The organism is Actinomyces gerencseriae DSM 6844 (assembly GCF_000429265.1).
GTDB lineage: Bacteria > Actinomycetota > Actinomycetes > Actinomycetales > Actinomycetaceae > Actinomyces > Actinomyces gerencseriae.
Genome location: NZ_AUBN01000009.1, coordinates 13,888 through 30,015 on the forward strand (window position 1 = coordinate 13,888; position 16,128 = coordinate 30,015).

The following is a 16,128-nucleotide window of genomic DNA, read 5'->3' on the forward strand; positions in this document are numbered from 1 at the left end:
CCCCGTCCTCGGGGCGCTGGGGCACCGCGTGGGGCGGCACGACTCGGTCATCAACCCGTGCCGATCCTGAAGCGGACATGGGGATGAGCCTGTGAACCTGAGGGTGCACGGCAGGCGCGGTGCGGGCGACGGCCTCCTTCGGGCCGTTGCCGAGCGTGACGCGGGTGAGCCGGATGGTGGATCCGGGAACGCCAGGAGTGGCACGATAGGGCAGTGGGCGGCGCCCGCCGGCTGATGCATCGGATTCCGCAATGAACTCCTTCCTGCTGGCCGGCCCTTCGTGTGTCATCCGCTGATACATCCTCGGATCCCGCCTCCTCCGACGATCACTCGTCACCGGACAGCACAGGCCCGGTGAAAGAGTCTAGAAGTTCCCTGCATGCATGAATGGAGTGATAGGAATGGTGGTGCTGAAATCGTGGGTGAAGGCTCACAGCCCGGCGCTCGCGGCGCGACTGTACAGGAGGTTCGCCACTGTACGGGAGTATCTGCGGGACTTTCGCGACTACGCCCGGTCCACGGACTGGGAGGCTGGAAGCACGGGACGTCGACGCCGCCCTGAGATCGATCAGGTGGAGTGCGCCTCATCGAGGCTGATCATCGCTTCTCACGGATTGGAGAAGGGGGCGGCGCTGCCGCGGGTGCGCCGCCCCTTCGGCATTGCGCGGCGGCAGGAGATCGAGGGCGTCCTCGGGTCGCCTGCGCAGATCAAGCTGCTGCCGACTTGGTTGGTCGAGGCTTCCCGATCCGCGCTCCGGCAGCATGCCGAGTTCAACGCCACGGGTGCGGTCGGCGACGACCTGACTCCGGTGGGACCGACGCGTACGATTGCGTATTCCGCGGAGCAGGTCGAGGAGTTCGTGTCGGCCAGGCATTCGGTGCGGAACTTCGACACCGCTCGCCCTGTTGCCCGCGATCTGCTTGTCGAGGCGGTGCGCATCGCTGGGCGCACCCCGTCGGTATGCAATCGTCGATCGTATCGTGCCCACCTCGTCGATGAGCGCGGGGCCATTGACCGGGCGCTTGAGCTTCAGAACGGCAATGCGGGTTTCCGGGGCAGTATTCCCGCCCTCTTCATCGTCACCGAACGGCGCTCGGCGTTCGTGGGAGCCGGTGAGCGGAATCAGCGCTGGATCGACGGCGGGCTGTTCGCGATGACCCTGGTATGGGTTCTCCACGGGCTGGGGCTGGAGACTTGCTTCCTCAATTGGTCTCAGCGCAATGCCGTTTCCGACGAGTTGCGCAGACGTATGGGAATCAGCGCCTGTGAGGACATCATCGTCATGATCGCGGTGGGCCATGCTGCATCGGGATATCGTGTCGCGCGTTCATTGACCCGTCCTCTGGACGACATACTCGAGATTCACGGCTGACCGGTGGTTGTGGTGCGCGCGGCGTTCAAAGGAGAGCGGATCGGACGAGCACTGGTCATGCTCGGAACCTTCATGGGCCCGCTGTCGCAGTGGTTCGTGTTCTGGCTGCTCGCCAGATCGGGGGGGCCGCGAGCACCGGGGGAGTTCGCCACCATCATGGCCTATGCCACGCCGGTCTTCGTCGCATCCGGATGGGGGCTGCGAAGCACGTGCATCACCCTCCGGGAAGAACATCCGTTCCCGGCGTTCCTGAAGTTGCGGATTCTGGGGCTCGGGGTCGGCCTCGGGCTGATCGTCGGCATTGGTGTCCTCTTGGGACTGCATCCCATTCTCGTCGGGGCGGTTGCGGTCATGAAGATCGCCGATGGGGTTCTCGACCTGCTGTACGCACCACTGCAGAAGAATGAGGATCTCCTGTCCTTCGGGATGCTCATGGTGCTCAATGGAATCGTCACCGCGTTCGGGGCCCTGGTGCTCGCCATGTGCAGCAGCTCGCCAGGAGTCATCGTGCTGGGCTCATCACTGGGATCCGTCGTCACCATGGTCGTGTCGATACCGGTTGTCCGCGCTCGTACTGGACGGGGCGGCGGAAAGACGCCGGAGGGGCGCAGCGGAGAGCTCGCGCATCTGATCGCAGTATCGTCTCCTGTGGCTGTTTGGCAGGTGCTGGCGGTACTCGGGGCGAATCTGCCGACGTGGATCGTGTCGTTGATGGGGACGTCGGCGGATGTCGGAAGGTTCTCCGGAGCCGCCTACATCCTGACAGTCGGGTCGTTGCTGGGAGCCTCGCTCAACTCGATGTATATCGGGAAGTACCGGACCGTGGTAGCGCGTTCGGGGTCCGCGGAGCTTGTTCCCATCGCCGCCGATGCTGTGAAAAGAATTGTTCTCGGTGGAGTCGCCGCATCAGTCGTCGTGTTCGTCGCGGGAGTCGATGCGTTATCGATGGTGTACGGAAGCGGTTTCGAGTTCTCCCGGTCGTTCCTGGTCTGTCTCACTGCATCGGCGGTGCTGACCGCGGGGGCGCAGATCACGAATGCCGCGCTCCTGGCCTTGAATATGTATGGAGATCAGATGCTGGTCGCCATCTGCTCATTGGTGCTGAGTCTGGTTGTTATTCTTCCATTCTGGATCAGCGGGACCGGAGGCGGTATGTGGGCCGGTGCAGCCTGCGCGGCGGTGGGGAGCGTGACTAAGATCGGCTTGTCGTGGTGGTACGTCCGAAATTCTAGGAGGCTTTTCTCGCGCAGGATCGTGTAAAAACGAGGACCTGCTCAGGCGGAGCCTTCCCGGGCGATCACCACTCGTAGTGTTCTGAACAGTACTCGAATATCCATGGACAACGTCCAGTTCTCCACGTAGAACAAGTCGAACCGAAGCGCCTCCTCCCAGGTGAGGGACGAGCGGCCGTTGACCTGCCACAGGCCGGTCATGCCCGGCTTGGTCAGAAGACGGCGGGAGGCGGTGTCGTCGTATAGTTCTACCTCCGCGGGCACTTGGGGCCTGGGGCCGACCAGGCTCATCGTCCCTTCGAGAACGTTGAGAAGCTGCGGAATCTCGTCCAAGGATGTGCGCCTCAGGAGCTGGCCCACCCGCGTGATCCTCGGATCGTCGGCGACCTTGAATAGGGGCTTGTCAGATTTCCCCTGCTGAGCGAGGAGCGCGGCGAGCTCGGCGTCGGCGTTCACATGCATTGTTCGGAATTTCCATATACGGAATTCACGACCGTTCAGACCCACTCGTGTCTGACGGAAGAATACCGGTCCGCGGTCCTCCACCCAGACGAGCGCTGGGATTATCAGCCACATCGGCGCGAGTGCGACGATGAGTGCGGCGGATAGCAGGACGTCGAATAGTCGTTTCAGGAAGAGCCTGGCGCCGTCGAAGCGCGGAACCTGAATCTCGATCAGGGCGATTCCATCGACCGGGCGCAGATGAATGCGAGGACCAGCGACATCGAGCATGGACGGGACCATGACGAGTCGGCTCGTTGTGCCCAGCACCCAGCTGAGTCTGCGTATCTCCGACGGATTCAAGCCGGAGCCCCGTGCGATGACGACTGTGATCCCGTCGGCTCCTTCGACGGTCTCGAGTAGATAAGAGGCGTCACCGATCACGGGCGCTGCGAACTGCTCGTCGTCGGAGGGTGTCGTATTGACGTCGGATAAGAAGATACCTGAAATTGTCAGTCCCAGCTCGGGACGACGAGCGACCTCCCTGATCACGGCCGGCACCGACTCCGAGGAGCCGACGACGAACGTGGGATGGGTGAATGCCCCTTTTTTGCGTGCGTTCACAAAACCCCGGCGCGCCAGCCAGCGCCAGACGAGAAGGGAGGCCAGTCCGGTCGGCAGGGCGACTAGGAAGTAGCCGCGAGACAGCTCGACTCCGGCGAGATAGGAAACCAGGGCAAGGCCGCCGAATTCGGTGATCGTTGCCTGGAGGACACGATGGTACTCGTCGGGACCGTAGCCGAGGAGATGTTCTCTGTACGACTTCATGGCCGCCAGGAGAAACCACCAGGTGAGGGCGATTCCGGCCCCGAGCGGCATGTAGCTGGACAGTACGCCGTGGTGGATCGTGACGATGGAGGCGTCACCCGGACCGAAACGCGCGAGGTGGCTGCCGAGAATGTCAAGTGAGATGATGACGAGGTCACCGATTCTCAGAGCGCTTTGAAAGAACCTGGTCGTGGTGACGATCGTGCTTTCACGTGCCCGACGGTCGGGAGGCGACTGGTTCATGATTCGTTGATCAGCGCTATCGGTACGGGGGTCTGGAAGACTGGAGGATGAGGGACGTGGAAGCCGATGAGTCGCGGTGATGGGGGTACGGGTGTGCATCTATCTGTTCCTCCAGGAAACCCTGCTGGTGAGAAGGTCAAGGTTCTCCGTGATGACTCGCGCGGTTCTACGGGCTGCTTGTCGGCCACGTCCGTACGGGTCGCTTATCCAGTCGCTCGGCTGTGCGAGCGGGCGACGCTCCATGACGGTCTCCGTCAATGTCCACCATGGGATGATGAGATGATTCGGAAAGTAGGATAGGACCGCCCCCGTCTGCCCGAGCGCGAGTACCCGGTCAGCCGACTCGGGATAGTTCGCGAAGATCCAGTCGTGATGTTCCGGGGCGAAGACGATGAGAATGTCGGCCTTTTTTAGGATTCTCCCGTTGAGCTGTCGGGCTCGGTGACCACGAGCATCGAGTCCTAGATCCGCAGCGAGCCCTGAGAAGGAAGCATCAATCGCGTGTCCGACCACGGCCATGGTGCCCGCTGATACGACATCGACTTCCCTCGTCGCGGGACTGGCGCCGAAGTAGCACGCGGCGAACGCCGATCGGCAGATGTTGCCCGTGCAGACGAATACAACGTGAGGCCGGTGGGGCGGATTTCCGCGAGGCGCCTGGTTATGGGTACCGATCTTGAGCCAGGGAGGTGGTTGCGTCACTGTGCTCTACAGTCCTTCGCGGAGGGGCCCGGAAAAATTGTAGAAGGTCTTCCCCGGAACATCGTCACCGTGCCCTGGTCTTGAGTGCCGTGGACGTCGTTCTGCGGTTGTCGGTGCGAGCCCGCCATGTCTGGGCGTCCGCAGACGCCCACCTGCTGGCGGTCGAACGTCGCTCCCTCAGCATGGCGACGAACTCCTCCATGGACGCCGCCTCCGCGGTGCCGCCGACTTGCTCGGCATCGGCGTGCCTGACACCAGGATGGGATTGGGACGGGACGGCGGACGGAGTCGTCGCGTTTTCGGAACTCGTTCTGGAAGAAGTCGCGGGATGTGAGGATGGAATGCGGTCGGCGGCGGCGTACCCGTATACCGTTTCACCATAACGCAGCCGGTCGAAGGCGGACGATGGAACCTGGTTCAGGGCTATGCCGAGGACGGTTCCCCCTCCCTGACGGATGCTGGCGGCCGCCTGTCGCAATTGGTCCTCAGTGGTACTACCGGAACGGATCACGAGGAGGACCCCGTCGGTGTGCTCGGCGAGCGCGACTGCATCGGTGACCGGTAGCACAGGAGGCGCATCGACGATGACGACATGATCGCTGGCGAGATACGACAAGAGGTCGGACATGCGCGTGGAGCTCAGGAGCTCCGACGGATTGGGCGGAATATCGCCGGCTGGAATGATCTGCAGCCCGGGCACGGGCGAGGTGACGAGCACACTCTCGAGCGAGGCCGCTCCGACAAGAAGATGAGAGAGCCCGGGATGGTGCGGATCGATATGGAACGTGCTGTTCATGGTCGGTCGCCTCAGGTCGCCCTCCACGAGGATGACGTCCAGTCCCGACAGCGCCATGACTCGTGCGAGGTTCGCTGATACCGTTGACTTTCCGTCCCCCTGCATGGCGGACGATACGATAAAACTGCGAAGCCCCTTGTCGATATTCGTGTATCGAAGATTGGTGCGCAATTTGCGGAGTGCTTCCTCGACCTTATGATCCGGGGTCTCGGTGTAGCGGCTCCTTGAGATCTCTGCGGAGCGCGGGATGATGGCCAGAACCGGTTCGTCGACGACGGAGCCGACATCCGACTGGGACCTCACGCGTTTATCGAGGGCGTTGAGGATGAAGGCCGCGGAGTAGCCGATAAGGACACCTGCCGCGACGCCCGCCCCGATGTACTTGGGAGGGGACGGGGAACGGGTGGCTCCGGACAGCCTCGACGGAGACATGAGCGCGACGCCGACGGGTGAGTCCTCGCCGTCGAGACGCTTGATCTGCGCATCCGCCTGGCGGATCGTCTCATCGGCTATCGCCTGGGCGTCCTCGGCGGAGGCGGCGCTCGCCGAGACATCGATCGTCAGGGCGTTCTTCTCGTTCTTGGCTGATATGGAGTGAGACAGTCTCACCGGAGTCGTTCGCAGGTCCAGTGCGTCTATGACTCCCTGTGCCACGGACTCGGAGGTGAAGACCGGGACGAACGCCTTGACCTTCTGGGAGGCGAGTTGCGACGCGGCGTAGTAGGAGTCGGTCTGCCTCTGATCCCCTCCGTCAGAGGGGACCGAGACGCGCACATAGGCCACGGCCGATGCGGTGTAGGTGACGGGGGTCAGCCATAGGACGATGAATGAGAGGACGATACCGAGGAGAAGACCGGCGAGAATGGTGCTGAGTCGCCGCCGCGTGATCGTGAGAAGGTCTTCGAATGTCATACGATTATCACCGACCGGGATGTAAGCGCATGTGGGTCTTCTCACCTGTGGGAGGGGACGAGGAGGGGCGGGGAGTGCGGATCACATTTGGAGCGTACAACGATGTCCTCCGCCTCACCGCCATGCAACGGGATTTTGTGGCTGACTCGTTATCCTCGATGTTCGAAAGTCTCAGTTCCGCATAGATCCGGTCGCCGGGGCCATTTGCGGGGATACGGGTAATTCTTTCGGCGCTAAAGTGCGATCGCACGGGCGCCTTTGCGCCAGGACCCTCCACCGTGCTGATCGGCGTCGGCGCCCGTGCCGCCCCCGAAGGGCATGAAGGAGGCTTGAAGGGCCGCGAGGGACCTCGAGGAACGAGGGCACCGGAGGGCCAAGAAGGATGTGAGGACTCTGGAGGCCGAGGTATGCCGACACTCATCAATGCGCGTGCCCTGGTCCACGCCGGTCTGCTCGTGACTGCCGTACTGGATCAGGCTCCGGGATCGTTCCAGAGGGCGTCGGGCGAGCCGGGGCGCAAGGCGCTGCGGGCACGTCCATGAGTCGTCCGGGAAGGGCCCTGGGGCGTCTGCACCGTCCTGTGCTCACCGTCGTCATCCCGCTCGACGGCGATGTGCCGGACACGGGCAGTGGCCTCGAGGGCATTGCGGATGCCGTATCCCTCACCGCCTCCGCTCCTCGTGAGGCCGGGGTCGCCGCGCCCGCCCCTACCTCGGATGGCGTCGAACCGACGATCCGGTCGGTTCTCGGCCAATCACTGGGGGATCTCGAAGTGCTCGCGGTCGCCGGAGCGCCCGGGGCGGGGGGAAGGGTTTCGCCCGCCGTGTCCGCAGCACGGCACCTGGCCGAGCAGGACCGCCGTGTACGAGTCATGCCCGAGGCGGGGATCGCCGCTGCCATGCGCAGCGCGCGAGCGTCCGTGCTCACCGTCCTGAGCCCTCACGAGATCGTCGCTGACGGGTCCTATGAAGCCATGATCTCGCAGCTGGCCGCCTCCGGGTCCCAGGCCGTCATCGGCGCGGTGCGGCCTCCGGGCAGCGCTGACGCGCCCGGCGGCCTGCCGACTCGGAGCCGCGCTCAGCTGGTCGACGTGCTCGACGCCGTTGAGGAGCCTCTACCGGGCCGTATCCTGGCGCGTACGAGGCTGTGGCGCCTGGTCTCTCCGGATGACCTCTCTGTCGAGGCGACGACGGTCAGAGTGCTGATATCGGCCCCTGCGATCGACGTTCTCGACCGTTGCGTCCTGGTGCGCCCCGTGCCCCGGGGCGTCGACGACCTGAGGTGGGATCGCAGCGTGGCGCGTGCCAGGGCCCTTGCGGAGGCGACGGAGGGCGCCCCTGCTCTCCGCAGTCGTCTGCTGGGGGCGTGGATGCGCGATGAGGTGGTCGATATGGCGGTGCGCGCAGTCGGCCGTTCCTCCGAGTACCTACAGCGTTTGCGCACCGACGCGGGCAGTGTGCTGCCGGGCGCTTCCGATGCCGCCTGGGAGCTGCTGCCCCTGCTCGACCGCGCACTGGTATGGGTGCTGGCTCATGGCACGCGCGCGGACCTGGAGGAACTGGTGGGTTCGCGCATCGAGGACACCACCTCCTGCCCGATCCAGCTGACCGGAGATCCGCACTCGCCGTTGCACGCGATTCCGCCTGTGCTGGATCGCATCGCCGCCCTGCCCGTCGACTTGCTCGTCGTCCGGTCATCGGACATGCGGTTGATCGTCGCGGCGTCCTCGTGGTGGAGGACGCCGTACTGCCTGGAGATCAACGGCCTGGCGTATGTGCGCGGCCTGTCCGCCGAGGATGCGGGGAGCCTGTTCATCGAGGCGTTCGATGATGACGGCGTCCTCATCGCCAAGGGACGCGCCATGCGGAGGCGCGCTCCGGAGGCCGACATCGATGCCGATGATCCGTGGCACAGCCACGTGGAGGAGGGCTTCACCGCTGCTCTTTGGCTGGCGGAGGAGAGGTGCGATGGAAAGCGGGTGCGACTGCGAGCGGCACTGACGGTGGCGGGCCAGGTCACCGCCTCCTGGCTGCCCGATGCACCGAGAGCGGGCGGAGAGTCCTCCGGCCAGCCGCACGCAGCCGGTACCGCCGCAATGTCGAGAACCGACTCCACGCGGTCGGAGGACCTCACCGTCGACTCCGCCTGCATCGAGGACGGCCTTCTCACCCTTGAGGGGCGTGCGCCCCGGACGCCGGGACGCATCTTCATCGCGGCGCATTCCCGGCAGGGGGACTATGAGCTGGTCAACGGCCGTTGCCGGCCCGGGACCTGGCGGGCCACCGTGGATCTGTACGACGCGTCCCTGGCATCCGGCGATCATGCGTTGATCTGGAGTGCGGGCCCGGGGCGCTCCGGCGCGTGCCTCGCGGGAGCCTTCCTCAGCGCCACCCCTGTGGAGCTGACCGGGCAGGCGCGCTCCGTCCGCCTTCGCGCCGGCGCCGACCGCCATCTGGTCCTGACCGTCATGGCTCCCCTGACGACTTTCGAACGGTCGCGCTACGGACGCGCTCAACTCGTCTCCCGCGACCCGGGACCGTTGAGGAAGGGCATCGTCTTCGAGTCCTTCGGCGGGCGCTCCGTCGGCGACAATCCGGCCGCCATTCTGGCGGACCTGCGCGTTCACGGCCCGAAGGTGCCGATGTGGTGGACTGTCATGGATGGTGCGATGAGCGCGCCCCCGGGGTCCACGCCGGTGGTCCGCGGCTCACGGGCATGGTTCCAAGCGCTTCGCACCGCTCGGGTCATCGTCACCAACGACCACTTGCCCGACTGGTTCTACAAGAGACCCGGTCAGCGCATTGTCCAGACATGGCACGGCACGCCGATCAGAAGGATCCTCTTGGACGCCCCGCCGCAGACGGTCAGCCTGCCCTACCGGCGGCTCATGGCGCGCCAGGCGCCCCAGTGGGACCTCCTGCTGGCCCAAAGTGATGCCGCTGCTCACGACCTGCGCTCCTCCACGGCGTACACCGGCCGGATCCTGGTCGGGGAGCAGCCTCGCAATGTCGCCCTGCTCGCCGACGAGGAGGAACGTCACCGGATCGGCGACGAGCTCGGGATCAGCCCCGGCAGCCGGGTCGTGCTGTACGCCCCGGCCTGGGACGGGCCGCTGCTCGACGGCGGCGCGGTCCCACAGCAGGCAAGCCCGTTGGACCCGACGGTGCTCGCCGCGCACACGGATGCGACCGTCCTTGTGCGCGACCATTGCGCGAAGCGTGGGAGCTGGGCGGGGACGCGTCGCGCGACCGTCATCGATGTCGACGATTATCCGAGTGCGGAGAGCCTCATGCTGATCTCGGATGTACTGGTGTCGGACTACTCGAGCATCATCTTCGACTATGCCCTGACTGGCCGCCCGACCGTCCTGTACACGCCTGATCTGGATCGTGATCGCGGCGTCGAGCGGGGGGTGTACCGGGGCTGGCCCGAGAACTCCGGTTTGCCGGTCGCGCTCACGCAGGCCGATCTCATCGAGCGAGTGCGCGAGGCGCTGTGCGACGTGCGGGACGGGGAGCCGGACCGCCTGATCGACCCCGCGCCGATTCTGCGGACGCTGGAACGGGTGCGCACCTGGATCTTCGAGGCCCTGGCCGACGAGATCTGAGCGCACCGGCCCGACGGCGCCCCGCTCCGGGCTCGCCTCAGGCGGCCGAGGGCATGCCGCGCGGCGTCAGTGCGGGCGCCGTCTCGGCGACGCCCGATCTGGCAGTGGACTCCATCCAGCGGCTCGTCATGGCGCCGTGCAGGTCCTGGTGCGCGCTCTCGCACAGGACGTCGATCGCGCCCAGGGCCGACATGGGAACGGGAGGGACTGCGACTCGCGAGATCAACGGATGCCGGGTCCGCGCGCGGATCTCCTCAGCGTCGAGGAGCCGCTCGGTCATCCTCTCTCCCGGCCTGATCCTGGTGCAGACCACATGCGCATCGGGGCAGCCGTGGACAAGGGCGAAGCGCCGCGCAATCTCCTCGAGATCGTGCGGTTCCCCCATGTCGAGGACCAGTGCATCACCGCTGCGGCCCATCACGGCCGCTTGCATGACCAGCCGGCACGCCTGGTCAGTGCTGATGGCGAAGTGTCGCACTCGTGGATCCGCGATCGTCATCGGCAGTCCCTGGTTCAACTGGGAGGCGAGCGCCTGCAGCATCGGGCCGTCCGGGTCCAACACGTCGCCGAAGCGTACCGAGACGAAGCGGTGACGCTCGTCCAGGCGTCGTCCGAGTGCTGAGGTCAGGCGCTCCGCCACACGCTTGGAGCAGCCCAGCACGCTCATGGGATCAGCGGCCTCATCGGTGGACATATTGATGAAACAGCGAATCTTGTACGCCGAGGCCGCCAGCAGCAGATCCCGCGTGGCCACGACGTTGGTCAGGAACGCCTCATCGGGAAAGCGCTCGGCGAGAGCGGGACGACTCAGGCCCGCCGCATGGAAGACGATCGTCGGGCGGATCTCTTCGAAGAGGGCGTCGATGAAGCCGGGACTGCGCAGATCCCCCAGAATCAGGTCGGGGGAGTCGAGCATCGGCTCTCCGTCCAGGGACAGCTGCACATGGTGGAGAGCCGTCTCGTCGCGGTCCACCATGACGAGTCGCTCGGGCTCGTAGCGAGCTATCTCATGGCACAGCCGGGAGCCGATGGCACCGCCGGCACCGGTGACCAGGACCCTTTCACCTGTCAGGTGGGCGGCGATCGCATCGACATCGACGTCGATCGTGCGCTGCTCCAGCAGGTCGGTCAGCTCCAGCGGGCGGAATACTCTGGTACTGCGGGCGATCGAGGCTCCGGGGCGTCGTGAGGGCATCCTGCTCGTGACTTCGGTGGGCGAAGGCATGACTCGAACCTCCATTCCCAGCGCGTCCGCCCGCCGTACTGCATGGTCGATGCTCCTCGGGGAGGCCGGCCAGGTCAGAAGCACCGCGTCCGCCCTGGTCCTCCGGGCGGTTCGGTTCAAGGCGCTCCATGGGCCCATGACCTTCACGCCGCGAATGCTCCGGTCGTGCGTGGCGGGGTCGTCATCGAGGACGGCGACCGGTTGGAAGACGGAGCCGTTCTCCTCGAGCATGAGGCCGATCGCCTGGATGCCGCCGTATCCAGCGCCCAGGACGATGACTCGGCGCGGGCGTCGTGCACCGGGGCGGGGGCGCGATCCGATCATTCGCAGGAGGGCCCACCGCGTCATCAGATGAAGCATGAGCGCCAGCGCGCTCGCTGCCGCAACGGTCCTCACGGGCATGAGGCGATCGCCGAGGAGGAGCGGAGCGGTCATGAGAACGGCGGAGATCAGCGCATCGGCGAGCAGCAGCCGAGGGATCGCGTCGATCGCGATGAGACGGGAACGATCCGCCGGTAAGATGACGCGGGCGACCCTGTGCAGGCCGACCGCCAGGACCAGGGTCGATCCCGCGGCGAGCCCTCCGCCTCCACGCCCGTCGTCGACGTCGAGACACGCGACTGCAGCCACGCTGATCGCCCACACGGCTGCGTCCATAGCCGGTGCGGCACCGCGCGGGAGCCGCGCGCGGGAGCCCTCAGTGATCGGTGATGTCCGGCTCGAATGCGAGGCCGCACTCATTGAGACTCCGTTCCTCGCGTTGAAGAGGCGCGGGCGAACTCGTTCCTCCAACGGCCGTTCATGGGTCGCCGCAATGCTCCCGAGCATCGAGTCTCCTGCAACACGAAAGCGGGAGGCGATGCAGAGCACCGCCGATAAGGACCGGAATACGGTAGCGCGGCCCCGCGTCCCGATCGCCGTCGTCCCCGTTTCGTTGCTCAGTCGTAACTACGCGGTGGATCGGCGGAGGGCGCCGTCGGGAGACCGTCGCAGGAGGGCGGTCGATCCGCCGTGGACAGGCGCGGAGCCGCGGTCGTCCGTCGGCAGACCGACCGCTTCCCGTGGGGGGCGGGTCCGTCAGGGGCAACCCCGGCGGCCATGGGCCCTCGGCGGTCAGCCGTCGTGCTGGACGACGTCGAAGCCCATCAGCTCGACGCTCATGCCACGGCGCTCATCATCGGCATGCTTACCGGTCGGACGGGCGGCCGCCCACGCCTCGTAGTGCTCGCGGGAGTCCCAGCGAGTCATGACGAAGTACCGATCCTCGCCGCTCACGGGACGCAGGAGCTCGAACTCCAGGAAACCCTCGGCCGTGTCCACCATTCTCGCCCGGGCCGCGAAACGGCGTTCGATCTCGGGACCGGCGTCCTTCGGGAAGGTCAGCGCGGTGATATTGACGTAGGTCATCGAGGACTCCTCACGTGATGAACCGGCAGGGGCAGGACCCCTCCGAGACTAGCCGCCAACGGACCGGTGGCAACCGTCGTCGCCCATTGGCGAAGAGCGTCAGCCGCCGACCGCTCCCGCGGGGTTGATTCTTCCAGGAGGGCGCCGTCACACATGCCGGTTGTGACCGGGGCCGAAGTAGACGTCGTCGAGTGTGGCCGTCAGCAGGTTGCGCTCCCTCAGGATGTCGATGATCTGTCCGTACAGGTGTGTGACTGTGGGGAAGTTGGCGTGCCCGATGACGATGTGCTGGGCCAGCAGCCACTTCTGTGCCTCGCCGAGCAGGACGTCCTCGGTCAGCAGCCCGGAGTCGCCGAAGGAGCCGTACCACATGGTCGAGGTCGTGTATCCCAGCTTGGCGCACACCGAGTCCGTCAATCCGTCGCGGTAGCCGTAGGGCGGCCGGATGAAGGGCGTGCCGGTGACGCCGTAGGTGCTGTTCAGGAACTCCTCGCACTGGGAGACCTCCGAGATGATCCCCGACTCGTCCAGCGATGTCAGTCCCGCGTGCGTCACCGTGTGGTTACCCAACTGCACCTGCCCGGACTCCACCAGTGGCGTCATCTTGTCCTTGCAGTCCGTCCAGCCGGGGTAGGAGGAGGTGACGAAGAAGGTCAGTCGGACGCCCGAGTCCCTGGCGAAGTCGAGATAGGCGTCCACCACCGAGGAATCTGCTCCGTCGTCAACAGTGATCGCCACCGTGTCACCCGCATTCTCGGGCAGAGCCGTGATGATGGAGTCGAGCTCGGTCGGCTCCGGCAGCGGAGGCGGGCCGTCCTGAAGCCATAGGGGACTGCGCGACGGGGTGGGGGAGGGCGTCGGGCTCGGCTCGGGCGACGGCGAATCCTCCGGAGTGGTCGTCGCCGGTGAGGGGGAGCCTGCCCTGTCGTGCGCAGTCGAGCAGGAGGCGAGGGCCGCGGCCGTGCCGGCGGCGAGCATGAGCATGAAATCGCGTCGCTGCACGATGGATATCACCTTTCGTTGACGTAGGCAGGGGACCCAGGCACGCGAAGCATGACACGTACGAGCGCAATCCTCGTCCTCCTCGCGGAGGAGTCGAGCACGAGACGTTGCGCGAGAACGGAAATGGCGGAGCAGCCGCTGCGCTCCGCCGGGCCGGCGGCCTTGGTGGGGCGATCGCCGCAGCGGGAGCGCTCAGGGCCGGATCCCCGCGGCCCGCTGGTGACTTGGGCGCGATACCGCTTGGGCGGCCGCCTCCGTGCCGGTGCGCTGGGTGCGCTACCGGGCCCGAGGCCGCCCGATGGTCGTCTAGTCGGCGAGGCGATGTCCGGGCTTCGTGAGCTCCAGACTCGCCAGGTGTTTTTGCAGCCTTTTCGACATTGGAAGGAAGGTGCTGAGAGTCAGCCCGCCGGACAAGAGCGCCCCGATTACCGGAATTGCCTTCGCGGCTCCGTTTGCAAATGCTTTTTTTGTCAGGCTTGCGCCGAGGTATCCTGCTACCTTCTTCACCGTCGGATAGAGGATTCCTTTGGTGAGTGCCTTCTGTGGGAGCTTCTTCGCAACATTTGCGGCGATCATCGTGGCGACCTTGGTGATGCCCTCTTGAGCGATCACGACGCCGAACATGACGCCGATGAAGAGTGTGAGAACGCCCTCGGCCGCTTCATCGAGTTCTTCGTCCTTGCTGTCAAATAGGTCGGGCCAGCCGTAGATGTATGCCAGTTTCTGGGCTATGCGCAGCATGTGGCCCATATATTGAGCGACGTCGGCGGGGATCGTGCCAATCATTGCCAATCCACCGGGGATGCCCGCCGCGGTGGATATCATGGTGACATTCCTTGTCTCATGAGTCACGGAGGTGTTGGCCGCGTCGGTAATGACCGTCAGTGGAATGCCCGCAGCGGCGGGGTTCTCGGCGACGGCGCGGTCGATCTGCTCCTCCGTGCAGTGCCGCTTCAATGCAGTACGCAGGTAGGACTCTCGATCGATGCGGACGCCGGGCAGCTTTGCGGCGACATTCAGAATATCGGAGACCCGTGATTCCGGTTTCACAATTTTTTTGCTTCGCGTCATGCGCCCCATGCTAGGAGTGATCTCCGACGACTCGTTAGGACGTTTGTCGCACCTTCCCGGTGCTCAGATCCGATCTTTGGTCCTTTGGGAAGTTGTTGCCGTGCCCGCGTTCATTGATCCAGGTGTTGATGATAATGATGCATCTGAGGTATTACGGGAGTCGCTGCACGCGACTCCGGGCTTGATGAGGCCCTATTATTCACTACAATCCATGCGAACAAGGACAATGACGTTCCTGTCGGCTACCGCGGCCCACTTGATGACTGTCCGATCCGAACCTCCACGCCGGCTCCCTCGCCCGGGCGCCTCGGGCCAAGGCTCAGGGGGCCGGGGGCAGTACTAAGGACGGACCCCAGCGCCTTCATGGGCAACTCCCCCTTGGCGGCGGCCCGAACCCGACCCGCCCGGGGTGGCTGACGGGGTTTGAACCCGCGACCTCCTGGACCACAACCAGGCGCTCTGCCTACTGAGCTACAGCCACCATTTGCGAGCGAGTCGCAACGAGTCGGTACTTTATCGGCTCACCCGCACCCGTACCAACCCGCTTCCCGTGCACTGCATCACGTGCGCGGGATGAGTGGTCGGTCGGGCGTCACGGTCGTCGCAGCAACGCCGACGTCGGGTGCGCCGAGACATCCTCCGCGACGGCCCTGCACTCCTCGCTCGTGGGACCCTCTCCCGCGGGGAAGAGGACCTTGCGGTAATAGCGCAGCTCGTCGATCGACTCCAGGATGTCCGCCAGGGCGCGGTGCCCGCCGCGCTTCTCGGGGGAGTGGAAGAAGGTGCGCGGGTACCAGCGCTTGGCGAGTTCCTTGATCGAGGACACGTCCACGACCCGGTAGTGCAGGTAGTCGATGAGCTGGGGCATGTCGCGCGTGAGGAAGGCCTTGTCAGTGCCCACGGAGTTGCCCGCCAGCTGAGCCGTGCGGGGCTGAGGCACCAGCGATCTCACGTACTCCAGCACTGTGCGTCGGGCCTCGGCCGTGGTCAGCCCCTCCTCGAGCTCGTCGAGCAGGCCGGATGAGGTGTGCATCTCGCGTACGAAGTCGCCCATCTGCTCCAGCGCGGCCGCGGGTGGCCTGATGAGCACGTCGATCCCCTTCTCAAGAGGCTTGAGGTCGTAGTCGGTGACGATGACCGCCACCTCGATGAGCGCGTCGACGCCCAGGTCGAGGCCGGTCATCTCGCAGTCGATCCACACCAACGGGTCAGCAGTCGTCATCTGTCGGCTCACGCCGGCCGAGTCTAGTCCCGGGTCGCGTCCCCGGCCGCCGTCGATGCGGTCGCCC

At 65.4% G+C, this 16,128-nt stretch carries 11 protein-coding genes and 1 tRNA gene; 3 read left to right on the forward strand and 9 right to left on the reverse strand.

What is annotated here, in order from left to right; translation table 11 throughout:
- Positions 1-401 precede the first annotated feature (401 nt).
- Together G448_RS16950 and G448_RS14895 are read left to right on the forward strand one after the other, a co-directional pair.
- Positions 402-1,373, forward strand: a complete 972-nt coding sequence (locus G448_RS16950; protein WP_051268581.1) for a nitroreductase family protein — start codon at positions 402-404, stop codon at positions 1,371-1,373.
- Between the two features lie 3 nt (positions 1,374-1,376).
- Positions 1,377-2,633 carry a lipopolysaccharide biosynthesis protein gene (locus G448_RS14895; protein ID WP_156910905.1) on the forward strand — a complete coding sequence of 419 codons (1,257 nt, stop codon included), beginning with the start codon at positions 1,377-1,379 and terminating at the stop codon, positions 2,631-2,633.
- Positions 2,634-2,647: 14 nt separating this feature from the next.
- On the opposite strand, the gene G448_RS0103135 is transcribed toward G448_RS14895, so the two are convergent.
- The 3 genes from G448_RS0103135 to G448_RS14900 all read right to left on the reverse strand — a co-directional run bounded on the left by G448_RS0103135 (position 2,648) and on the right by G448_RS14900 (position 6,527).
- The gene (locus tag G448_RS0103135) at positions 2,648-4,117 is read right to left on the reverse strand and encodes a sugar transferase (RefSeq protein WP_026406805.1); all 1,470 of its coding nucleotides are present in this window, start codon (positions 4,115-4,117) and stop codon (positions 2,648-2,650) included.
- A gap of 99 nt (positions 4,118-4,216) precedes the next feature.
- Complete coding sequence (locus G448_RS19155) at positions 4,217-4,819, reverse strand: arsenate reductase/protein-tyrosine-phosphatase family protein (RefSeq protein WP_084436284.1); 603 nt, start codon at positions 4,817-4,819, stop codon at positions 4,217-4,219.
- A 64-nt stretch (positions 4,820-4,883) separates the two neighbouring features.
- Positions 4,884-6,527: a tyrosine-protein kinase domain-containing protein gene (locus tag G448_RS14900; RefSeq protein WP_051268585.1), complete on the reverse strand. Its 1,644-nt coding sequence runs from the start codon at positions 6,525-6,527 to the stop codon at positions 4,884-4,886.
- Between the two features lie 538 nt (positions 6,528-7,065).
- On the opposite strand from G448_RS14900, the gene G448_RS16955 reads away from it, so the two are divergent.
- Positions 7,066-10,134 carry a CDP-glycerol glycerophosphotransferase family protein gene (locus tag G448_RS16955; protein WP_156910906.1) on the forward strand — a complete coding sequence of 1,023 codons (3,069 nt, stop codon included), beginning with the start codon at positions 7,066-7,068 and terminating at the stop codon, positions 10,132-10,134.
- 37 nt (positions 10,135-10,171) lie between these two features.
- On the opposite strand, the gene G448_RS0103155 is transcribed toward G448_RS16955, so the two are convergent.
- The 6 genes from G448_RS0103155 to orn form a co-directional block, all read right to left on the reverse strand.
- Positions 10,172-11,989, reverse strand: a complete 1,818-nt coding sequence (locus G448_RS0103155; RefSeq protein ID WP_245572164.1) for a polysaccharide biosynthesis protein — start codon at positions 11,987-11,989, stop codon at positions 10,172-10,174.
- 483 nt (positions 11,990-12,472) lie between these two features.
- The gene (locus G448_RS0103160; RefSeq protein ID WP_026406807.1) at positions 12,473-12,766 is read right to left on the reverse strand and encodes an antibiotic biosynthesis monooxygenase family protein; all 294 of its coding nucleotides are present in this window, start codon (positions 12,764-12,766) and stop codon (positions 12,473-12,475) included.
- A gap of 147 nt (positions 12,767-12,913) precedes the next feature.
- Positions 12,914-13,768 (reverse strand): polysaccharide deacetylase family protein, encoded by an 855-nt coding sequence (locus G448_RS0103165; protein ID WP_026406808.1) that lies wholly within the window; start codon positions 13,766-13,768, stop codon positions 12,914-12,916.
- 306 nt (positions 13,769-14,074) lie between these two features.
- Complete coding sequence (locus G448_RS14910; RefSeq protein WP_034494268.1) at positions 14,075-14,839, reverse strand: hypothetical protein; 765 nt, start codon at positions 14,837-14,839, stop codon at positions 14,075-14,077.
- A 408-nt stretch (positions 14,840-15,247) separates the two neighbouring features.
- A tRNA-His gene (locus G448_RS0103175) sits at positions 15,248-15,320 on the reverse strand.
- Between the two features lie 111 nt (positions 15,321-15,431).
- Positions 15,432-16,061 carry an oligoribonuclease gene (gene orn / locus G448_RS0103180; protein ID WP_026406809.1) on the reverse strand — a complete coding sequence of 210 codons (630 nt, stop codon included), beginning with the start codon at positions 16,059-16,061 and terminating at the stop codon, positions 15,432-15,434.
- Positions 16,062-16,128: the final 67 nt, after the last annotated feature.